Here is a 20580-nt window from a genome sequence, read left to right as displayed (position 1 = left end):
CCCCGCCTTCCCCGCAATCCCGCCGAGGAGAGACCTGATGCTGCGGAACCCCGCCCGAACAAACGGGCTCTACATAGGGACCGTTCCCGAGCAGGCCGCCGCCGCCCGCCCCAGCACGACGATCATGCTGGACCACAGCCTGGACGTACTGCCGGACGTCTCGGGGTATCTGACGGTCGGCGAACTGGCCGACCACATCGACGACATGGCCGCCCGTCTGTACGCGGCGGGTGTGCGCGCGAGCGACCAGGTCGCGATCTACAAGAACAACAACTTCGACATCTACATCCTGGCCAGCGCGAGCGCCCGCATCGGCGCCGTCCCGGTGATGCTCTCCCCCGCCCTGGACGGCGAGAGCACCGCCGCCCTGCTGGCCCGCCTCGACCGGCCGTACCTGCTGACGGACGACACCAAGCTCGACGGTCCGCTCGCCGGCGCCGACCTGGTGTCCGTCACCCACGCCGTGCTGTCGGTCTCCGCCGCCCGCGACGGGGTCGTCTCCCTCCAGGACCTGGCCGGTTCGCCGCGCCGCGAGCCCGTGCTGCTCGCCCCGGACCAGCCGGCCCTGATGACGCACACCTCGGGCACCACCGGCCTGCCCAAGCTGGTCGTCCACTCGCACCGCAGCCTCTTCGGCCGCTACCGTCCGCAGCGCCGCCTCGGCAAGCTCCTCAAGACGGGCGACACCGCCGCCATCCACCTCTCGTACGTGCACTCCCGGATGTACCTGGGCATGGCCGTACTGCTCCAGCGCGGCCTCCACGTGGCCGTCGTCAACGACACCGGCAACGAGAAGATCGCCGAGCTCTTCGGGCGGATCCGCCCGGCGTTCGTGGAGACCCACCCCAACTCCTTCATGGAGTGGGAGGAGCTGGTCGACGACCCGCGCCGCCCCTTCTCCAACGTCGCCTGTTTCAGCAGCACCTTCGACGCGATCCACCCGGGCACCATGGACCGCCTGCTGAAGGCCTCGCAGCGCACCAACCCGGTCTTCTTCCAGATCTACGGGCAGAGCGAGTGCGGCCCCCTCACCGGCCGCCACTACACGCGCAAGAACGCCCACAAGGCCGACGGCCGCTGCCTCGGCTACCCGATGCCCGGGATCACCAAGTACCGCCTGGTGCCCCGCAACGGCCTCAAGCCCTCCCGCGAGAACCCCGGATACATCGAGGTCAGCACCCCCGGCCGGGCCATCGGCTACTACGGGGAGAAGGAGCGCTTCGACAAGCAGGCCTTCGGCAAGTGGTGGCGCGGCGGCGACGTCGGCTTCAGCACCAAGGTGGGCTGCCTGCACCTGCTCGACCGCGAGGTCGACGTGATCCCCGGCATCCACTCCACCCTGGAGGTCGAGGACGCCGTGCTCCAGCGCCTGGAGGAGCTGGCCGAGCTGGTGCTCGTACCCGGCCCCAACCAGGAGGCCCTGCCGGTGGTCTGCACCCGCCAGGGCGAGCCGCTGGACCTCGCGCGCTGGAAGCGGGCCGTCGCCGACCTGCCGAAGATGGCCGATCCCATCCAGATCCCGCTCGCCGAACTACCGCGCACGGCCACCATGAAGGTCCAGCGCATCAAGCTGGCGTCGATCCTGCGCGAACAGCTGGAGGCAGCGTCGTGACCGAGCACATCCAGAGCACGGGCGGCACGGACTACGACGTCCTGATCGTCGGCGCCGGCCCCACCGGCCTGACCGCGGCCATCGAGCTGCTGCGCCGGGGGGTCGGGGTCCGGATCATCGACTTGACGACGGTTCCGCTGGGCGTGCCCAAGGCGCTGGCCCTGTGGCCGCGCGCCCTGGACATCCTGGAGGACATGGGGGCCGGCCCCGCCATCCGGGAGGCCTCCGTCCAGATCAACGCCCTCAGCTACTTCTCCGAGCGCCGGCACCTGGCCACCTTCGACTTCCAGGAGGACCTGGCGCCGCGGCACCTGCCGCAGCCCGAGACCGAGCGGGTGCTCACCGAGCGGCTGCACGCGCTCGGCGGCAAGGTCGAGCGCGGGGTGCGGCTGCTCGACATCGAGAAGGTCGACCACTCCGGCGACGTCAACGCCACCGACGGGGTCACCGCCGTCCTCGAGCACGGCGACGGCCTCATCGAGCGCACCCGGGTGCCCTTCCTGATCGGCGCCGACGGCGCGGGCAGCAAGGTCCGCGGCGAGCTGGGCTCGGCCTTCACCGGCAGCACGTACGAGATGGAGTTCGCCCTCGTCGACGCCCGCATCGAGGGCACCCTCCCCACCGACCAGGTGCTGTACTTCCAGAACCCCAACGGCACCCTGGTGATCGTCCCGCAGCCGGACGGCGTCTACCGCTTCCTGTCGGTGATGCCGCCCGGCGGCGAGCGCGTGAACGTCAAGATGATGCAGCAGGTCATCTACGACCGCGGCCCGCGCGGCATCAAGATCACCGAGCCGGTGTGGGAGACGGTCTTCCGCGTCCACGCCCGGCACGCCAGCGACTTCCAGCGCGGCCGCATCTTCCTGATGGGCGACGCCGCGCACGTGCACAGCCCGGCCGGCGGCCAGGGCATGAACAGCGGCCTCCAGGACGCCCACAACCTGGCCTGGAAGCTGGCCGCGGTCATCCACGGCGCCTCGCCCGTCTCCCTGCTCGACACCTACGGGCCCGAGCGCTCGGACGCGACCCAGCGGATCGTGCGCGACACCGACTTCCAGACGCGCGCCTGGATGTTCAACGGCCGGGTCCAGGTCCGGGCCCGCGACGCCGCCTTCCGGGTCCTGGACCGCACCGGGCTGGTCTCGCACTTCTACGCCCCCGTCATGGCGGGCCGCAGGCTCGCCTACGACATCGTCCGCGCCACCCAGCGGCCCTCGCGCAAGGCCGGCTGCGGTCTGCACGAGAAGCTGCCCGGCGGCCTCAAGGTCGGCGCCGTCTTCCCGCGCCGGCTGGCCCTCGCGCACCGCATCTCGGGCCCCGCCGCCGACCCGCAGGGCTGGACCCTGGCGGTGCTGCCGCCCTCCAGCGGCGGCTCCGACTGGAGCGCCGAGATCGGCCACATCCTCGACCGCTGGCCCCAGGTCCGGGTGGAGCGGCTGCGGCGGCGCAACTCGCTGCGCGCCACCGGCTGCTGGCGTCCCGGGTACTACCTGGTCCGGCCCGACGGGCACATCGCGGCCCACGGCCACGACCGGGACCTCAACCGCCTCGAGGCGGAACTCACCGCGACCCTCATCCCGACCGGAGCACACTGATGACGGAGACGATGACTCCCCCCAGCGAGATCCCCACCGGGACCCCCGGCCAAGTCCCCGGCCAGGTCCCCGGCCAGGCCCCCACCGGGACCTCCGCCGTCGAGTCCCCGCTGGTGGTCGTCGCCTACCACTCGGGGCGCGGCCACACGGCGGCCCTGGCGGCCGCCGCCCGCGACGGCGCCGGCGAGGCGGGGGCCCGCGCGGTCCTCGTCGACGTGCTGTCCATCAGTGACAGCCAGTGGACCCTGCTGGACGAGGCCGACGGAGTCATGTTCGGGTCGCCCACCTACATGGGCAGCGCCTCCTCGGCCTTCCACGCCTTCGCGGAGGCCAGCTCCAAGCGCTGGGCCGCCCAGGCCTGGCGGGACAAGGCCGCCTCCGGCTTCACGGTGGCCGGCTCCATGAACGGGGACAAGCTCCACACCCTCCAGTACTTCTCCATCCTGGCGGCCCAGCACGGAATGCACTGGGTCAACCTGGACATCCCGCCGGGCTGGAACTCCTCCACGGGCTCGGAGAACGACCTCAACCGCCTCGGCATCAACCTGGGCGCCGGCGCCCAGGCGAACACCGACGCGGGCGACGAGGGCGTGACCAAGGCGGACCTGGAGACGGTCCGCCACCTGGGCCGCCGCGTGGCCCAGGTGGCGGGCCTCCTCCGCGCCCGCCGCTGACCGGCGCCCCACCGCCGCGAACGGCCCCGGCCCCGCCCCCGAAAGGGGTGCGGGGCCGGGGCCGTTCGCGCGTCCGTTCAGCCCGGCGTGTGCATCAGCCGGTCCGCCGAGGCCGTCAGGGGGCGGCCGTACAGGGCGTGCAGGGCGGGGTAGGCGCGGGTGTCGCCGGACAGGACCGCGCCGAGCACGGTACGGGCGTCCGCGGCCAGGGTCAGCTTGGCGTACGCGTCCGTGCGGTGGTCGTGGCGCACGAACTCCAGCGCGCCCGGCTCCCGCCCCTGCACGTCGCCGAAGCCGGCCACCTCCACGCCCAGCAGCTTCAGCCGGGCGGCGGGGTCCGCGCCCGGGAAGGCGGCGGCGGGGTCGCCGGTCAGCTGGGCGGCGACCGCCTCGGCCATCCGGCGCCCCGGGGCCACCATGCCGTGGCAGCGGCCCTCGACGGCCGCGCACTCGCCGACGGCCCAGACGGCCGGGTCCGAGGTGCGGCAGTGCCGGTCGGTGAGGATCCCGCCGCGCTCCGCCCGGGCCAGGCCGGCCGCGGCGGCCAGTTCGTCGCGGGGCCGGACCCCGGCGGCGAAGACCACCAGGTCGGCGGGGAGCGGTCCGGTCCCGGCCAGGGTGACGGCGGCGACCGCACCGTCGGCGCCTGGATCGACGGACTCGACGGCGGCGTCGCAGTGCACGCCGATGCCGAGGGCCGAGATCCGGCGGCCCAGCACGGCCCCGCCGCCCGCGTCGACCTGGAGCGCCATCAGCCACGGGGCCCGCTCGACCACCTCGGTGCGCATGCCGAGCGCGTGCAGGGCGCTGGCGGCCTCCAGGCCGAGCAGGCCCCCGCCGATGACGACGGCGGGCCGGCCGGGCCGGGCGGCGGCCCGGATGGCGTCGACGTCCTCGATCGTCCGGTAGACGTGGCAGCCGGGCAGGTCGTGCCCGGGGACGGGCGGTACGAAGGGGCGGGATCCGGTGGCGAGCACCAGGGCGTCGTAGGGGACCTCCCGCCCGTCGGCACACCGCACCGTCCGCCGGGCCGGGTCGACGGCCGTGACGGTGCTGCCCAGCCGGACGTCCGCGCCCTCGAGGGGCTCCCGGGGCAGGGTGAGGGCGGCCGCGACGCGGCCGTGCGCGTACGAAGAGAGGGCGACCCGGTCGTACGCGGGTCGCCCTTCCTCTCCGTGCACGGTGATCCGCCAGGCCCCGCCCCGGTCACGGGCGCGCACCTCGGCCACCAGGTGGTGGCCGACCATGCCGTGTCCCACGACGACCAGGTTCCGGGTCATGTGTCGCTCCGTTCGGTCGTGAGTACGTCGCACAGGGCGCGCACCTCGTCCGCGCATCCGCCGCAGCCGGTGGTGGCGCGGGTGGCGCGAGCCAGTGCGGGCAGGTCCCGGGCGCCCCGGCGCCAGGCGGCGGCCAGCTTGTGGCCGGTGACGTCGTTGCAGTGGCACAGCACGGCGTCCAGCGGGTCCCCGGCGGCCGGGACCGCCGCCGGGCTGCCGAGCAGCAGCGGCAGCAGGTCGAGGGGTGCGGGGTCACCGCTGTCGTGCAGTCCGGTGACGGCGGCCACGGCGTGCGGGAGGCCGATGACCGCGGCCCCGGTCACCCGGCCCGCGCGCAGGGCCAGTTCGGCGTAGCGGTGACGGGCCGGGTCGGTGAGGACCACGCTCTCCTCGGCGTCCGCCAGGCTGCCGAAGGCCAGCAGTCCCGCACCGTCGGCCCGCAGCCGCAGCAAGGAGCCGCCGGGGCGGGGGCGCAGCGGCTCCGCGCAGGAGCCGATCGCGTGGACGGCGGGGTCGGTGGTGCGGCCCGCGGGGTCGGTGAGGACGCCGGTGCGCACGGGGAGGCCGGCCTCGCGGGCCAGCCGGCTCTCCGGGAGGGTGCCGGTGCACGGCAGGAGAGCGTCGGCGGCCAGCACCCGTCCGTCGGTGAGGGTGAGTTTGGCCCGGTCGTAGGACTCCGCCCGCTGTTCCAGGTGGACTTCGACCCCGGCGGCGTCCAGCCGGGCCGCCAGGGCCCGACCGGCCCGCTCGGGCAGGTGCCGGTCGAGGGGCCACGGCCCGCGGTGGACGAGCGCCACCTCGGCGCGGCCCGCGCGGCGCAGCGCGAAGGCGGCCTCGACGGCGAGCGGGCCGCCGCCCAGCACCACGACGGCGCCGGCCGGTATCCGGGCCGCGTCGGCCGCCGACCGCAGGACGGCGACGCCGTCGGGCGGCGACGCCCCGGCCGGGCCCGCGATCGGCGGCAGGCTCGGCGCCGAGCCGGTGGCCAGCACGAGGCGGTCGTAGGGGAACGCCCGCCCGTCGGCCCGGACCACCACGCGCCGGACCCGGTCCACGGAGGTCACCGGGACCCCGGCGTGCTCGGTCACGGGGGGCGGCAGCGGCGGCAGGCGCAGGAGGTGCGGGGGGAGTTCGCCGGACAGTACGGACGCCAGCAGGGACCGGCACAGGACCGGTCCGGGCTCGGCGCCCAGCAGGTCCACCGGTCCGCGGCCGTCCCGCTCCGCGAGCCGGGCGGCGTACGCGCGTCCGGAACGGCCGTTGCCCACGATCACGGTGCGCGTCATCGGGCGGCCACCGCCTCCAGCCGCACCGCGCACACCTTGAACTCGGGCATCCGCGAGACGGGGTCCAGGGCGGGGTTGGTCAGCAGGTTGGCGCTGCCCCCGTCCCCGAAGTGGAAGGGGAGGAAGACGGTGTCCGGGCGCAGGGAGCCCTCGTAGCGGACCACGGCCTCGGTGCTGCCGCGGGCCGAGCGGACCCGGGCGCGGTCGCCGTCCGCGAGCCCGGCGCGCTCCGCCGTGTCGGGGTGGACCTCGACGAAGCACTCGGCGCCGGAGGCCTCGACCAGGGCCGGTATCCGGCGGGTCTGCGCGCCGGACTGGTACTGGGCCAGCACCCGGCCGGTCGTCGCGAGCAGCGGGTAGAGGTCGCTGCGGAGTTCGGCGGCGTCCCGGTGGTCCACCGGCGCGAAGACGGCCCGGCCGTCCGGGTGGGCGAAGCGGTCGAGGAAGAGCCGCGGGGTGCCCGTCGAGCCCTCGGGGCAGGGCCAGTACAGGGCCTCGCCCGTCTCCAGGCGCGCGTAGCTGATCCCGGAGTAGTCGGCGCGGCCGCCGCGGGTGGCGGCGCGCAGCTCCTCGAAGACGGCCGGCGGGGAGGCGGGGAAGGCGCTCTCGTCGAAGCCGAGCCGGCCGGCCAGCGCGGACAGCACCTCCAGGTCGGTGCGGACTCCCGGCGGCGGGGTCAGGGCGCGGCGCCGGCGCAGCACCCTGCCCTCCAGGCTGGTCATGGTGCCCTCCTCCTCGGCCCACTGGGCCACCGGCAGCACCACGTCCGCCAGCGCCGCCGTCTCGGAGGGCACGAAGTCCGAGACGACCAGCAGGTCGAGGGCGGAGAGCTGTCGCCGCACCCGGGCCGCGTCGGGGGCCGAGACGACCGGGTTCGAGCCGAAGACGAGCAGGGCGTGGACGTCCTGGCCGAGCGCGCCGAACAGTTCGACGGCGCTGCGGCCCGGGCCGGGCAGCGAGGCCGGGTCGACGCCCCAGACCGCGGCGACGTGGGCCCGGTCGGCGGGGTCCGCGATGCTGCGGTAACCGGGCAGCTGGTCGGCCTTCTGGCCGAGTTCGCGGCCGCCCTGGCCGTTGCCCTGCCCGGTGAGGCAGCCGTAGCCGCTTCCCTCGCGTCCGGGCAGGCCCAGGGCGAGGGCGAGGTTGACGAAGGCGGCCACGGTGTCCGTGCCCTTGCTGTGCTGCTCGGCGCCGCGGCCGGTCAGCACGTACGCGCGGTCCGCGCCGGCGAGCATCCGCGCGGCCTCGCGCAGCAGGGCGGCGGGCACACCGGTGACCCGTTCGGTGCGCTCGGGCCACCAGGACAGGGCCCGGCTCCACGCGGCGTCGAAGCCGCGGGTGCGCTGCCCGACGTACGCGGTGTCGGTGAGGCCCTCCGCGACGACGACGTGCAGCAGGCCCAGGGCGAGCGCGAGGTCGGTGCCGGGGGCCGGCTGGAGGTGCAGGGCGGCCCGCGCGGCGGTCCGGGTGCGGCGCGGGTCGATGACGATCAGCCGGGGGTGTTCCAGGTGCCGCATGAGCGGGGGCATGGTCTCGGCCGGGTTGCCGCCCGCGATGAGCACGACGTCGGCGGAGCCGAGGTCGGTGACGGGAAAGGGCAGGCCCCGGTCGATCCCGAAGGCGGCGTTGCCGGCGGCGGCCGCCGAGGACATGCAGAAGCGGCCGTTGTAGTCGATCTGGCTGGTGCCGAGGGCGACCCGGGCGAACTTGCCCAGGAGGTACGCCTTCTCGTTGGTCAGCGAGCCGCTGCCGAAGACGGCGGCGGCGTCCTTGCCGTGCCGCTCCTGTACCCGGCGCAGCCCGGCGGCCACCACGTCCAGCGCCTCGTCCCAGCTCGCCGGGCGGCCGTGCACGAGGGGGGTGCGCAGCCGGTCCGGCACGCCGAGCAGCTCGGGTGCGGTCCAGCCCTTCTGGCACAGCCCGCCCCGGTTGACGGGGAAGTCGGGGTCGGGGCGGACGGCCAGGGCCGGGATGCCGGCCGTGGCCGGGGCGGCCGTGGCGGCCGCCCCTTCCTGCCCGGTGCCGGGGCCGGTCCCGGTCAGCAATGTCCCGCACTGCAGGGCGCAGTACGGGCAGTGCGTGGCGGTCTCCCCCGGTGCCGTCTCAGACACGGGTGGTGCTCCGCTGTCGGTCCGGGCGGGTCACTTCGGCGGGGCCCTGCTCGGGGCGCGGCCGCAGGTAGACGGCCCACACGAGCAGCATGCACAGCCCGTAGTACCCGAGGAACACCGCGAAGGCCGCGGTTCCGGTGCCCCAACTGCCGTACGCGGTACGGAAGGCCAGGTTGATGGCGACCCCGCCGAGGGCGCCGACGGCGCCGGCGATGCCGATGACCGCGCCGGAGCGCCGACGGGATCGGGTGAAGGCGGCCTCGGCGTCGTGGCCGGCCGCGACGGCCCGCTCGGCCTCGGCGGCGTGCACGGCCGGGATCATCTTGTACGTGGAGCCGTTGCCGAGTCCGGTGAGCACGAACAGCACCGTGAAGGCGGCGATGAACAGCGCGAAGGAGCCCTGGAGCGAGGCCACGAGCAGGACGGCGGTGCCGACCGTCATGCCGAGGAAGTTCCACAGGGTGACGCGGGCGCCGCCGTAGCGGTCGGCGAGCCGGCCGCCCAGGGGCCGCGACAGCGAGCCGAGCAGGGGGCCCAGGAAGGTCGCGGAGGCGGCCTCCAGGGCGGTGGAGTCGAACTGGCTCTGCAGGACCAGCCCGAAGGCGAAGCCGTAGCCGATGAAGGAGCCGAAGGTCCCGATGTACAGGAGGGAGATCCACCAGGTGTCCGGGTGGGCGGCCGCCTCGCGCAGGGCGCCGGGTGCGGTGCGCAGGGTGGCCAGGTTGTCCATCTTCACCGCGGCCAGCAGCGCGACACAGCCGATCAGCGGCAGGTACACGGCGGCGACGTACGAGGGGTGGGTGCTGCCCGCGGTGGCGATGACGAGGAGCCCCAGCAGCTGGACGAAGGCCACGCCCAGGTTGCCGCCGCCCGCGTTGAGGCCCAGCGCCCAGCCCTGGTGCCGCAGCGGGTAGAAGCCGGTGATGTTGGTCATCGAGGAGGCGAAGTTGCCGCCGCCGACCCCGGCGAGCCCGCCGATCAGCAGGAACACCCACAGCGGGGTGCCGGGCCGCTGCACGAAGTACGCGGCCAGGCCGCAGGGGACGAGCAGCACGCCGGACGCGAAGACCGTCCAGTTGCGGCCGCCGAAGCGGGCCACGGCGCTGCTGTACGGGAGCCGCAGGACGGCGCCGACCAGGGTGGGCGTGACCACCAGGAGGAACTTCTCCGCCTTGGTGAAGTCGAAGCCGATCTCCGGGGACATGAACAGCACGAGCACCGACCACATGCTCCACACGGAGAAGCCGATGTGCTCGGACAGCACGGAGAGCCACAGGTTGCGGCGCGCGACCCGGCGGCCGGTCCGCTCCCAGAAGACCTCGTCCTCCGGATCCCATTCGGTGATCCAGGCCTTGCCTCTCATCGGGTGTCCGCTCCTTGTCCGGTGGCCAGGGCGCGGTCGACGAGGTCGCCGGCGGCGCCGGTGTAGCCCGTGGGGTCACACAGCTCGGCGAGGCGCTCGCGTCCGATCCGGCCCGCGAGCTCGGGGGCCTCGGCGAGGACGGCGGCCAGCGGAAGGCCGTTGGCCGCCGCGGACCGGGAGGCCCGGGTCAGCAGTTCCCTGGCGGCCGGCCTGCCGAGCGCCGGGGTGAGCCGGGCGGCGATCCGCTCGGAGACGATCCGGCTGTCGGTCAGGGCCAGGTTGGCGGCCATCCGGCCGGGGTCGGCGGTCAGGCCCTCGGCGAGCTCGACGGCCGTGTGCGCGGCGCCGCCCGCGAGCCGCAGGCCTTCACGGAGCAGCAGCCACTCGGCGTGCCAGGCTCCGGCGGAGCGCTCGTCCTCGCTCAGCAGGCACTGGGTGAGGCCCGCGGCGATGACGGGCACCTGGAGAGCGGCGCTGCGCAGCAGGGTGGCGAGCACCGGGTTGCGCTTGTGGGGCATCGCGGAGGAGCCGCCGCGGCCGGCCGGGCCGGGCTCGGCGACCTCGCCGGTCTCGGTGCGGGCCAGGTTCTGCACGTCGAGGGCGATCTTGCCGAGCGCGGCGGCGGTGAAGCCGAGCACGGCGGCGAGGTCGGCGAGCGGGGTGCGCAGGCTGTGCCAGGGCAGGACGGGCCGGGCCAGGCCCGTCTCCGCGGCGAAGACGTCGACGAGTTCGTCGAGGTACCGGGCCCGGTCGAAGGTGCGGCCGGCGCCGGAACCGGTACGGCCCGGGGCCCCTTCGTGCCGTCCCGCGTCGTCGATCTCGGCGTACTCCAGGTATCCGGCGAGGGTGCCCGCCGCCCCGCCGAGGGAGACGGGCAGTCCCTCGGCGAGGACGGCGGAGATCCGGGCCTCGGCGTCGAGCACCAGCTGGCGCCAGCCGGCCGCCTTGAGCCCGAAGGTGGTGGGCACGGCCTGGAGGGCCAGGGTCCGGCCGGCCATCGGGGTGTCCCGGTGGCGCAGGGCCAGGGCACCGAGGGCCCGCGCGGTGCGGGCCAGGTCGGCGCGGATCAGCCGCAGGGCACGGTCGGCGACGAGCATGGCGCCGGTGTCGAAGATGTCCTGGCTGGTGGAGCCGCGGTGGACGTACTCGGCGGCCTTCGGGTCGCGGGAGGCGACCTCGCGGGTCAGCGCCGCGACCAGGCCGACCACCGGGTTGGCGGTCTCCCGGGCGGCCAGGGCCAGCGCCCGCAGGTCGAACTCCGCCGTCAGGGCGGTGTCCGAGATGACCTCGGCGGCCTCCGCGGGCAGGGTGCCCAGCCGGGCCTGCGCCCGGGCCAGGGCCGCTTCGGCGTCGAGCATGGCGCGCAGCCAGGCCCGGTCGTCCACGGCGGCTTCGACGGGCGTGCCCGCGCGAACGGGGGACAACAGCCCCGCGTCCGCCGGGCAGTCGGCCGTCCGGATCACACGATCACCCCGGCGAAGTCGGCGTGCGACACCACCGGGCGGATGCCCGCGGGCACCTGGGAGACCGGGGGCAGGGACAGCGCGGCGCCGGCGATGGCGTCGGAGTCGCCGAGGGTGACGGAGTCGACGCCCGGGCGGATGCCGGCCGCGGTGACCCAGTGCACGGACTCGGTGGGCACCCCGTAGGCGAAGCGCCGCGGGTGGGCCCGGCCGCGGCCGTCGATGAGCCGGTAGGGGCGCTCGGTGACCGCGAGGCCGCCGGTCTCGTAGTTCGTCCCGTGGCTGCCGGCGATCGTGTAGGGCGCGGCCTGGTCGGTGTTGAGCAGGTGCTGGAGCAGCGGGTCGGCGGTGCGCCGGATGTCGGGCTCGGGCAGCCGGGCCTCGATGAGGGCGCGGGAGCGGATGGGCTCGCCCGGCACCTCGAGGGACTCGGCGACGTACTGCTGGGTCGTCGGGTCGATGCGGACCCGCGTGCCGGGGCCGGTGATGGTGAGCACCCCGGCCTCGATCAGCGCGATCATCTCCTCGATGCGGGAGGCCGGCGGGCCGATCGAGAGGAAGGCGTTGAGCGGGGTGTACCAGCCCTCGAGGTCGTCGCGGTGCGAGTTGCCCTCCAGACCGCCGTGGTCGACGGCGAGGCGGATCTCGTTGCGCAGGTCGCGCATGACGTCGAGGGCGGCCTTGAGCGGTCCGCTGACGTTGCCGGCGCGGGCGGCGACGACGTCGGCGGCCAGGTACTCGGTGAGCCAGGCGTGGAACTCGGTGCGGCTGGTGAACTTCCGGTCGCCGTACGGGCGGGACAGGCGGTCCCAGTCCCACCGGGCGTCGTCCCCGATGCCGAACTCGGCGAGCAGGTCGCCGGTGTCCTCACCGATGGGGACGGCCAGGTAGCGGCGGGTGAACTCCTCGCGGACGGAGTCGTCCTGGCCGCGGGTGGAGAGCAGGGTGGCGTAGTAGACCGACTCGACCTCGCGGGAGATGACGGGCCACAGGTCGGCGGAGAAGCTGACCGGGGTGCCGTCGTCGGACCGCTCGCGCAGCTTCTCGATGAGCTGGGGGGTGAGCAGCCGCGGGAAGTAACGGCCGTCGCTGCCCTTCTCGTTCTCGCCGCGGGCGTGGTACGGGACACCGCGCCGGGAGAAGGCGTGGAGCTTGGGCTCCTGGCCGGAGGGCCGGTAGACGACCTTGCCGTCCTCGCGCTCGAAGACGCCGCCGCGGCCGGCCGTGAAGAGGGCCATGTGGTCGAAGAAGTTGAGGCCGAGACCGCGCAGCAGCACGTTCTGGCCGGCTTCCACCGTGCTCAGGTCGACGTCGGCCGGGTTCCCGGGGGTGACGTAGGTGAGGTGGTGGATCCGCGACAGGCTCGCGGTGCGCTCCTCGCGGACGGTCAGGCGCGAGGGGACGTGGCCGAGGGCCAGGACGATGCCGTCGAGGTCGTTGAGGCGGGTGCCGTCGTCGAGGCGGACGCCCTGGGGGCCGCCGGGGACGCCGTGGGTGTCGGCGATGGCCACGGCCTTGGCTCGGTGCACCTCGACGGTGACGTGCGCGGGGGCGTTCTCCACCAGGCGCTCGAAGGAGTCGCGCAGGTACTCGCCGTAGAAGGCGCGCGAGGGGTAGGTGTTGGGGCCGAGCGCACGGGCCTCGGCGAGGGTCGGCGCGGTGTACGCGGCCTCGTCGGCCAGCAGGGCCAGCGACTGGGCCCACTCGTACAGGCTCGGGCCGTTCTCGATCGGGCCGTCGATCTTCGACGTCTCGTCGGTGTAGACGGTGATCTGCGAGGCCACCGTGTTCATCAGCAGGTGGCGGGACTGCTCGGTGCGCCAGACGGCGCCGGCGCCCGGGGCTGCGGGGTCGACCACGTGGATGACCACGGACGCGTGCTGCGGGGTGTGGCGCTCGCGGGAGAGCAGCCGTTCCAGGACCGAGAGACCGCGGGGGCCGGCCCCGATCACGCACAGTTCAGTGTGGGAGTTGGAGGTCGTCACGCGGGGGCTCCGTTGGGGAGAGGGACGGTCAGGGGGTCGTTCAGGGGGTCGTTCAGGGGGTCGTTCAGGGGGTCGTTCAGGGGGTCGCGCAGGGGGTCGCGCAGGCCGTGCATCCAGCCGACGTGGCCGCGCATCTCGGTCTCCGACAGGCCGGACAGGAGCGCGTTGCGCTCGTCGGCCGCCGGGCCCGCGGGATGCCACAGCGCCGTGCTCCAGCGGGCGGCGAGCTGGATGCGGGCGGTGCGCTCGCGGCGGAGCGCGTTGTACTTCTCGAAGCGGACGGCGAGTTCGCCGGAGGGGCCGTCCATGAGGGCGCCGAGCACGACGGCGTCCTCCAGGGCCTGACAGGCGCCCTGGGCGGCGTAGTGCAGCATCGGATGGGCGGCGTCGCCGAGGAGGACGACGCGGCCGTCGGTCCACTGGGAGACCGGGTCGCGGTCGACGAGCATCCACGACTTCCAGTCGTGGCCCGCGGCCATCAGGCGCCGGGCCGTCTCGCCGAGGCCGGCGAACTCCCGCAGCACGGTGGCCTCGTCGACGGCCACGCCGGCGAAGGGCTCCGTACGGCCGTCGTCCTTGCTGGCCGCGAGGTTGAGGTAGGCGCCGCCGGCGATCGGGTAGTGCACGAGGTGGCAGTGCGGTCCGGCCCACCAGGCGACGGAGCGCGGCATCCGCAGGTCCTCGGGGACCTCGTCCATCGGGATGATCGCCCGGTAGACGGTGATCCCGGAGACGCGGGGCGCGCCGTCGCCGACGAGCTGGGCCCGGACGGCCGAGTTGATGCCGTCCGCGCCGATCACCGCGTCGCCGTCGACGGCCTCGCCGGAGGCGAGCAGGACGGTGGCCCGTGCCGGGTCCTGGGTGTATCCGGTGACGGTGACACCGCTGCGCAGGCTGATCAGCGGGTCGGCCAGGCACCGGTCGAGCAGGATGCGGTGCAGTTCGGCGCGGTGGACGACGGCGTACGGATTGGCGAACTCGGCGCGGTAGTCCTCGGTGAGCGGCAGGCTCGCGACGTGCGCGCCCGAGACACCGTCCATGAAGCGCAGTTCGTCCATGCGGACGGTGATGGCGCGGGCGGCTTCGCCGACGCCGAGCCGGTCCAGGGCGTGCAGCCCGTTGGGGGCGATCTGGATGCCGGCGCCGATCTCGGCGAACTCCGGCGCGCGTTCCAGTACGAGGACCTCGTGGCCCCGTTCGCTGATGCCGAGGGCGGCGGCGAGCCCGCCGATGCCGCCGCCCACGATGATGATTCTTGACATGTGGCTCTCCGGCAGCGGCTAGGCGAGCGGGGCGGTCCGGGCGGCGATCAGCCGGACCAGCTCCAGTCGCTTGATCTTGGACGTGGCGGTCTGGGGCAGTTCTTCCAGCCGCATGTGCACGGGGTCGGCCATCGGGGACAGGCCCGCCGCGGCGCGCTGCCAGCGGATGGCGTCCAGCGGCTTGTCGTCCTTGGTGCAGACGATCGGGGTCGCCCGGCCGTCCGGGCCGGGGATGACGATGACCTCGGTGAGCTCCTCGAGCTTCCCGAAGAGGGTGTCCTCGGCGGCGAGGGTGCTGCCGAAGCCCTCGATGAGGTCGACCTCGCGGTCCAGCAGGTGCACGCAGCCCCACTTGGTGCGGTAGCCGACATCGCCCATCCGCCACCAGCCTCCGTCGGAGACCTGGCTGTCGTAGCGCTCCTGCTCGCCGAGGTAAGTGACGATCCGGCCGTCGCTGCGGACCTCGATGTAGCCGGGGTTGTCGGGTGACACCGGGTTGCCGTCGCGGCTGACGACGCGGACGTCCGTCATCCCGGGGAACGGGATGCCGACGCAGCGGCCGTCGTCGTCCTCGCCGCGGCGGCGCGAGAAGGCCCGTACGACGGCGGGGCCGACCTCGCTCTGGCCGTACAGCTGGCCGAAGAGGGCGCCCCTGCGGCGGGTGGCGCCCAGCAGGGTGCGCACCGTACGCGGGTGGATCGCGTCGAAGGTGCTGCTGAACAGCTTGACGTTGGCCAGCGGGCCGCGCGGGTCCTCGGCGAGCTCCTCCCACTCCATGAAGGAGTTGGGGTGGGCCTCCAGGACACCGGGCCGCAGCTGGGCGAAGAGGTCGCCGACGTGCTTCGGGTCCGACTCGCGCAGGACGAGGATCGGGAAGCCGCGCAGCAGCGAGATGGCGAGGGCGGTGAAGAGCCGCGAGTGCACGAAGGAGACGTGCAGCGCGATCGTCTCGCGGCCGGGCAGTACGGGGAGCACCGCGGCGGCCTGCGGACGGTAACGGGCCTGCAGGCTGCGGCCGGTGTGCACGGCCAGCTTCGGGGTGCCGGTGGTGCCGGACGTGTGGGTGATGAGCGTGGGGTGGTCCACGGGCATCGTGACCGCGGGGATCCGGCGTGCGCCGGCCAGGTCGGCCAGCGCCGTCGCCTGCTCGTGGACGCCGGCGGTCAGCAGGACCCGCTCGGTGATCCCGAAGATGCCCTCGGGCAGCTCCTCGTCCAGCTTGCTCCGGTCGGTGACCAGGAACGGCCGCTCGGTGCGGCGGACCAGTTCGGCGGCGGTCGCACCGTCGAGCTGGGGGGAGAGCAGCACGGGCACCGCGCCGATGCGGGCCGCGGAGCAGGCCAGCAGGGTGATGTCGAAGGCGTCCGACTTGTAGATGACGACCCGCCCGCCGGGGCGCACCCCGGCGGCCCACAGCCGGGACGCGAGGTCGTCCACGGCGTCGGCCACCTCGGCGATCGTGGCGCGCCGGCCCAGCTGCGGGGCCGCGTCGAGGTCGTGATCGAGGATCAGGACGTTCGAGGGGTGCCGGGACGCAGCTCGTTCGAGGAGGGTTCCCAGGCGGATTCCGCGATTTGCTATGCGCTGCAGAAGCATGTGGTCAGGCTCTCGTCGTTGGATACGGGAATCCGGCCCGGAGGGGAATACCGGAACTCCACTGCGTCGGGGCGTACATTCCTTCCGGCCGGGGCCGGAAGACTTTTCAGTTCTCTTCGACGACGTCCTTGATCCGGCCGAGGGTCGTGCCGAGGTCGCCTTCGACCTTGGCGCCCCATTCGGCGAAGAACGCCTCCCGCTCGGTGTCGGACATCTCCGAGGTGATACCGCGGATCCCCTCGGTGGCGGAGATCATGCGGAAGTGGTGGGTGAGGCGCGAGCCGGTGCCCTGGGGTTCGATCGCGAAGCCCCAGACGCTCTGCTGCCTGCGGCCGGCGCTGTCGCGCATGGCCCACTGGAAGGCCCGGCCGGGCTCGGCGGCGACGACCTCGGACTCCGTGAACCAGGTACCGCGCACCACGGGGGCCCAGCCGACGACGTCCTCGCTGCGCAGGTTCTCACCGCGGAAGACGGAACCGACGGTGCGCGGGGTACCGACGGTCCATTCGCCGCCGACGCATTCGGGGCTCCATTCGCCGCTGCGGGCGAGATCGCTCACGATGTCGTAGACGTCCGCCGGAGCGGCGTCCACATAAAGCGAGGAGCTGAGTTCGAAGAGTGCATTCTCGGTGCTGGTGACCTGTGTCATGGCCGGAAGCTTGCTTTTCTGCGCGGCCGCCGGTCAAAGGTGCGCCGGGGGGTCCGTCAGGTCGTCTCCGGGTCCTGCGCCAGGTCGTAGGAGAAATGAAATGCGGCCACCGCCATGCGCTTTCGGTGGTAGAAGCGGTGCGCCCCGTGATTGGTCACGCCGGAGTCCAGCTCGACGCGGACGCAGCCGGCCAGCCGGGCACGCCGTACGAGTTCCTCCCACAGCGCGCCGCCCGCCCCGGCCCCGCGCAGCGCGGGATCGCCGACCAGGTCGTCCACGAACAGCACCCGGCCCCGGCTGGTGGCCAGGACCCGGTGCGCGGCCAGGGCCGCGCAGCGGCCGTCGGGGGTCCGTGCGGCCGTGAACACCAGCCCCTGGGCCGCGCCCTCGCGGGCGAAGGCGGTGAAGGCGGCGTCGGACAGGGCGGGCCGCAGCGCCCGGTAGAGGGGGCGGGCCAGCGACTCGAACACGGGCCCGTGGGGGTCGATTTCGGTGAATTCCAGCTGCACGGACGTCACCCTAGGACGGCGAACAGCCCCGCGGGCCCGGGAGTTGACGGACTTGGCGAGCAGGGTGTGCCCTGCCGTGTGGCCCCGCGCACAATCCGACCATGCGTGCTGCCTTCATCGAAGAACTCGGGTCCCCGGACGCCATCAAGTACGGCGAACTGCCCGCCCCCGTCCCCGGCCCCGGCGACGTCCTGGTGCGGGTCACCGCCACGACCGTCAACCCGGTGGACACCTTCGTCCGCTCCGGCCTGTACCGGACCCCGGTCCCCTTCCCCTTCGTGATCAGCCGCGACCTCGTGGGCACGGTCGTCCAGGCGGGCCCGGGCGCGCCCGGCCTGCGCCCCGGCGACCAGGTGTGGAGCAACAGCCTCGGCCACGCCGGCCGTCAGGGCCCGGCGGCCGAGCTCGCCGTGGTCCCCGCCGAGCGGCTCTACCGGCTGCCGGAGGGCGTGGACCCGTACGAGGCCGTGGCCGTGGTGCACCCGGCGGCGACCGCCTACCTCGGACTCTTCACCCACGGCGCGCTGCGCGCCGGCGACACCGTCCTGGTCGCGGGCGCCGCCGGCAACGTCGGCAGCGCGATGGTGGTCATGGCCGCCGAGGCGGGGGCCCGGGTGCTGGCCACCGCCCGCCCGGAGGACTTCGGGCACTGCCGCGCCCTGGGCGCCGCCGAGGTGCTCGACTACCGCGATCCCGCGCTCGCCGAGCGCCTGCGGGAGTTCGCGCCCGGCGGCATCGACCTGCACCTGGACACCTCCGGCGGCAACGACCTGACCGCGGCCGTCGACGCGCTCGCCGCGCGCGGCCGCATCGTCCTGCTCGCCGGAGCCCGCACCGCCCCGGTGCTGCCCGCGGGCGCCCTCTACATGAAGGACGGCTCCGTCCGCGGCTTCGTCATCTCCAGCGCCACCTCCGCCGAACTGGCCGAGGCCGCCCGGGCCATCAACCGGCTCCTCGCGGCGGGCCTGCTGCGCCCCCGCGCCCTGGAGAAGCTGCCGCTGAGCGAGGCCGCGGACGTCCACCGCCGGATCGAGAAGGGCGACCTGCACGGCCGCCGGGCGCTGCTCCTGCCCGCGCTGGACACGGCCGGACTCCGGCCCGGTGGCGGGCGCTGAACCGCCGCGGGACGGGAGCGTCCTGCGGCGGCTCGCGGCCGAGGGCGTGTCGCCCTGGCTGGAGGGCATCGGCCGGACCGGCCTGGCCGCCGGCGATCTCGACCGCCTGATCACGGTCTCCGGGGTGCGCGGCCTGCTGTGCGACGTGGATTCCGTCCTGGCCGACCTGGACCGCACGGACGTCTACGACCCGGAGCTGGAGCGCGGTGTCGCCTCCGCCGTCCACGGCGAGGCCCGGGGGGACCGGTACGACGGTCCGGGCGAGCTGCTGGAGGAACTGGTCGCCGGCGACGCGCGCCGGGCCTGCGACATCCTGCTGCCCTGGTACACGGCCGGCGACGGCGCGGACGGCCTGGTCGTGGTGCCCCTCGCCCCCTGGCACGCCGACGCGGGCGCGAGCGCGAAGACGGAAGCGGTCCGGCGTCTCGCGCACCGCGTCCGGCGGCCCAACGCCCTGGTGGCGGTGGAGGCCACCCCGGAGGGGCTGACCGCCGCCCTGCGCTGTCTCGGCGAGGGCCTGAGCGTCTACTGCGGCCCGGTGTTCGGGGTGGAGGCGTACGAGGCCGTCCTCGATGCCTGGCTCGCCGGACTGGGCCTCGCGCATGCCGCGGGCCTGGACCTCGGCCGGATCGCCTTCGTCTCGGGCCTGCACGTCACCGCACTCGGCCCGGCCGCGGTGCAGGTCGCCCGGCTGCTCTACGACCGCGCCGACGCCCGCTACGACGACCCCCGATGGCCCGCCCTGGTCGCCGCGGGGGCCCGCCCGCACCGCCTGATGTGGTCGGGCTTCGACCCGGCGACGGCGGCCGGCACCGTGCCCCGGCTCGTCGGCTGGGGCACCGGTGTGGCGCTGTCCGGGGCCGCGCTGGACGCGGTGGCCCACGGGGCGCTGCTGCGCGGCGACACGCTCAGCGGCACCGGCCCGCGGGCCCGCCGCGATCTGGACCTGGCGGCCGCCGCCCCCGCCCTGGCCGGGGCGGCGGACCGGCACAGCCGGGCGTGCGTCGCCGTGTGGTCCCGGGCCCGGGCCCTGCTGGAGCTCCGGATCAAGCCCGGCCGCGTACCCGTACCCGAGGGGTGAGCGCGCGGGGCGCGGGCTCGGGAGGCGCCACCGGGGCGACGGTGATCTCGAACAGCAGGTGCTCGACGATCCCGTCGGCCTCCTTGATCCGGCGGCTGCGCAGCACGCGCAGCTCGCGGCCGCAGGTGTCGGCCAGGTCCCACAGGCCCGGCACGTCGCCGCGGTCGCTGAAGTGCAGCAGCGCCGACCCGCCCGGCTCGGTCCACCGGGGTGCCTCGGTGAGGTAGCGCAGGTGGGCGGCGTAGCCGGCGGGCGCGGACGCGCGGGTGTGGGCGTGGGTGTGGGCGTGGGCGCAGTGGTGCTCCGCGAGGGCCGGCACGAAGTCGGAGTGCCAGTAGACGGTGGCGAAGCGCTCGTGGGCGCCGAGACCGGAGAAGAGGTCCCCCTCGACGGCCCGCACCCGATCCGACAGCCCGTGCCGGGCGGCGGTCAGCGCCGTGGTGCGCACGGCCTGCGGGTCGGTGTCCGAGGCGACGACCCGCTCGGAGCCGGCGAGGGCCGCGGAGAGCGCGACGGCGCCCGTACCACTGCCGACCGCCAGGAACGAGCCGGAGCGCGGCCGCGTCGGGGAATCGCCCGCCAGGGAGCCGTCGAAGCCGAGCAGTCTCATCGCGGCGTCGGTGGAGCGGGCGCGGGAGCGCGGCGGCGCGATGGCGTCGGGCCGCGGGGCCCGCTCGTGCCCGCACGGCGCGGGGCCGTCGGGCCGCCCGGCCCCCTCCCCCGCACTCCGGCTCTGTTCCGGCGCACGCCGGTAGTCCCTGACCAGTGTCATGACGCTCTCTGCCCCCGTGGTGTGCGGCGTCCTCTTTCGGTACGGATGTCAGAATCCCGGCTGGCCGGGGCACCGAGAAGGTGACCCCGCGACACTCCTCGGCGCCCCGGTGGTTGCCGGGCCACCACCACCCGCGACCACGCCCCACCGGCAGGAGTCCGCTTGACCCGTCGCCGGACGGAACCTAGGTTCGGTGATCTGGCTTGATTTCACTGGTCAGATGGGGG

At 74.7% G+C, this 20580-nt stretch carries 16 protein-coding genes; 5 read left to right on the top strand and 11 right to left on the bottom strand.

What is annotated here, in order from left to right:
* Positions 1-37 precede the first annotated feature (37 nt).
* The 3 genes from OG247_RS22560 to OG247_RS22550 are packed head-to-tail and all read left to right on the top strand — an operon-like array spanning position 38 to position 3881.
* A complete protein-coding gene (locus tag OG247_RS22560) occupies positions 38-1612 on the top strand; it encodes a class I adenylate-forming enzyme family protein (RefSeq protein WP_327253940.1) in 1575 nt (524 codons plus the stop codon).
* Positions 1609-3207: an FAD-dependent monooxygenase gene (locus OG247_RS22555; protein WP_327253939.1), complete on the top strand. Its 1599-nt coding sequence runs from the start codon at positions 1609-1611 to the stop codon at positions 3205-3207. Before OG247_RS22560 ends, OG247_RS22555 begins: the two co-directional genes overlap by 4 nt.
* Complete coding sequence (locus OG247_RS22550) at positions 3207-3881, top strand: flavodoxin family protein (RefSeq protein ID WP_327253938.1); 675 nt, start codon at positions 3207-3209, stop codon at positions 3879-3881. Before OG247_RS22555 ends, OG247_RS22550 begins: the two co-directional genes overlap by 1 nt.
* 77 nt (positions 3882-3958) lie before the next feature.
* On the opposite strand, the gene OG247_RS22545 is transcribed toward OG247_RS22550, so the two are convergent.
* The 10 genes from OG247_RS22545 to OG247_RS22500 form a co-directional block, all read right to left on the bottom strand.
* Positions 3959-5161: an NAD(P)/FAD-dependent oxidoreductase gene (locus tag OG247_RS22545; RefSeq protein ID WP_327253937.1), complete on the bottom strand. Its 1203-nt coding sequence runs from the start codon at positions 5159-5161 to the stop codon at positions 3959-3961.
* Positions 5158-6447 carry an FAD-dependent oxidoreductase gene (locus OG247_RS22540; protein WP_327253936.1) on the bottom strand — a complete coding sequence of 430 codons (1290 nt, stop codon included), beginning with the start codon at positions 6445-6447 and terminating at the stop codon, positions 5158-5160. The genes OG247_RS22545 and OG247_RS22540 overlap by 4 nt, the downstream gene beginning before the upstream one ends.
* Positions 6444-8558, bottom strand: a complete 2115-nt coding sequence (locus tag OG247_RS22535; protein WP_327253935.1) for a molybdopterin oxidoreductase family protein — start codon at positions 8556-8558, stop codon at positions 6444-6446. The genes OG247_RS22540 and OG247_RS22535 overlap by 4 nt, the downstream gene beginning before the upstream one ends.
* On the bottom strand, positions 8551-9921 hold the full coding sequence (locus OG247_RS22530; RefSeq protein WP_327253934.1) for a nitrate/nitrite transporter: 1371 nt from the start codon (positions 9919-9921) through the stop codon (positions 8551-8553). Before OG247_RS22530 ends, OG247_RS22535 begins: the two co-directional genes overlap by 8 nt.
* A complete protein-coding gene (locus tag OG247_RS22525) occupies positions 9918-11384 on the bottom strand; it encodes a class-II fumarase/aspartase family protein (RefSeq protein WP_327253933.1) in 1467 nt (488 codons plus the stop codon). Before OG247_RS22525 ends, OG247_RS22530 begins: the two co-directional genes overlap by 4 nt.
* Positions 11381-13369, bottom strand: a complete 1989-nt coding sequence (locus OG247_RS22520; protein ID WP_327253932.1) for an FAD/NAD(P)-binding protein — start codon at positions 13367-13369, stop codon at positions 11381-11383. Before OG247_RS22520 ends, OG247_RS22525 begins: the two co-directional genes overlap by 4 nt.
* Complete coding sequence (locus tag OG247_RS22515) at positions 13366-14631, bottom strand: FAD-dependent monooxygenase (protein WP_327253931.1); 1266 nt, start codon at positions 14629-14631, stop codon at positions 13366-13368. The genes OG247_RS22520 and OG247_RS22515 overlap by 4 nt, the downstream gene beginning before the upstream one ends.
* Before the next feature lie 18 nt (positions 14632-14649).
* The gene (locus OG247_RS22510; protein WP_327253930.1) at positions 14650-16227 is read right to left on the bottom strand and encodes a class I adenylate-forming enzyme family protein; all 1578 of its coding nucleotides are present in this window, start codon (positions 16225-16227) and stop codon (positions 14650-14652) included.
* Positions 16228-16333: 106 nt separating this feature from the next.
* Positions 16334-16876, bottom strand: coding sequence for an SRPBCC family protein (locus OG247_RS22505; RefSeq protein WP_327253929.1), 543 nt, complete (start codon positions 16874-16876; stop codon positions 16334-16336).
* Positions 16877-16932: 56 nt separating this feature from the next.
* On the bottom strand, positions 16933-17385 hold the full coding sequence (locus tag OG247_RS22500) for a GNAT family N-acetyltransferase (RefSeq protein WP_327253928.1): 453 nt from the start codon (positions 17383-17385) through the stop codon (positions 16933-16935).
* A 101-nt stretch (positions 17386-17486) separates the two neighbouring features.
* Here OG247_RS22500 and OG247_RS22495 point away from each other — a divergent pair, with 101 nt between their 5' ends.
* The gene (locus OG247_RS22495; RefSeq protein WP_327253927.1) at positions 17487-18500 is read left to right on the top strand and encodes an NADPH:quinone reductase; all 1014 of its coding nucleotides are present in this window, start codon (positions 17487-17489) and stop codon (positions 18498-18500) included.
* Complete coding sequence (locus OG247_RS22490) at positions 18487-19581, top strand: transaldolase family protein (protein WP_327253926.1); 1095 nt, start codon at positions 18487-18489, stop codon at positions 19579-19581. The genes OG247_RS22495 and OG247_RS22490 overlap by 14 nt, the downstream gene beginning before the upstream one ends.
* Here the strand turns inward: OG247_RS22490 and OG247_RS22485 are convergent.
* A complete protein-coding gene (locus OG247_RS22485; RefSeq protein WP_327253925.1) occupies positions 19547-20353 on the bottom strand; it encodes a 50S ribosomal protein L11 methyltransferase in 807 nt (268 codons plus the stop codon). The two genes, OG247_RS22490 and OG247_RS22485, sit on opposite strands and share 35 nt — an antisense overlap.
* Between the last annotated feature and the right edge of the window lie 227 nt (positions 20354-20580).

Origin of the sequence: Streptomyces sp. NBC_01244, from assembly GCF_035987325.1 — a bacterium.
In the GTDB taxonomy this organism is placed as follows: Bacteria; Actinomycetota; Actinomycetes; order Streptomycetales; family Streptomycetaceae; genus Streptomyces.
The sequence above is the reverse complement of the archived record's forward strand: the minus strand, read 5'-3'. Positions and strand labels throughout refer to the sequence as shown.

Excerpts from the sequence above, each read along its gene's own strand:
- OG247_RS22560 (WP_327253940.1), top strand. The coding sequence starts at position 38 with ATGCTGCGGAACCCCGCCCGAACAAACGGGCTCTACATAGGGACCGTT.
- OG247_RS22550 (WP_327253938.1), top strand. The coding sequence starts at position 3,207 with ATGACGGAGACGATGACTCCCCCCAGCGAGATCCCCACCGGGACCCCC.
- OG247_RS22545 (WP_327253937.1), bottom strand. The coding sequence starts at position 5,161 with ATGACCCGGAACCTGGTCGTCGTGGGACACGGCATGGTCGGCCACCAC.
- OG247_RS22540 (WP_327253936.1), bottom strand. The coding sequence starts at position 6,447 with ATGACGCGCACCGTGATCGTGGGCAACGGCCGTTCCGGACGCGCGTAC.
- OG247_RS22530 (WP_327253934.1), bottom strand. The coding sequence starts at position 9,921 with ATGAGAGGCAAGGCCTGGATCACCGAATGGGATCCGGAGGACGAGGTC.
- OG247_RS22515 (WP_327253931.1), bottom strand. The coding sequence starts at position 14,631 with ATGTCAAGAATCATCATCGTGGGCGGCGGCATCGGCGGGCTCGCCGCC.
- OG247_RS22510 (WP_327253930.1), bottom strand. The coding sequence starts at position 16,227 with ATGCTTCTGCAGCGCATAGCAAATCGCGGAATCCGCCTGGGAACCCTC.
- OG247_RS22505 (WP_327253929.1), bottom strand. The coding sequence starts at position 16,876 with ATGACACAGGTCACCAGCACCGAGAATGCACTCTTCGAACTCAGCTCC.
- OG247_RS22495 (WP_327253927.1), top strand. The coding sequence starts at position 17,487 with ATGCGTGCTGCCTTCATCGAAGAACTCGGGTCCCCGGACGCCATCAAG.
- OG247_RS22485 (WP_327253925.1), bottom strand. The coding sequence starts at position 20,353 with ATGACACTGGTCAGGGACTACCGGCGTGCGCCGGAACAGAGCCGGAGT.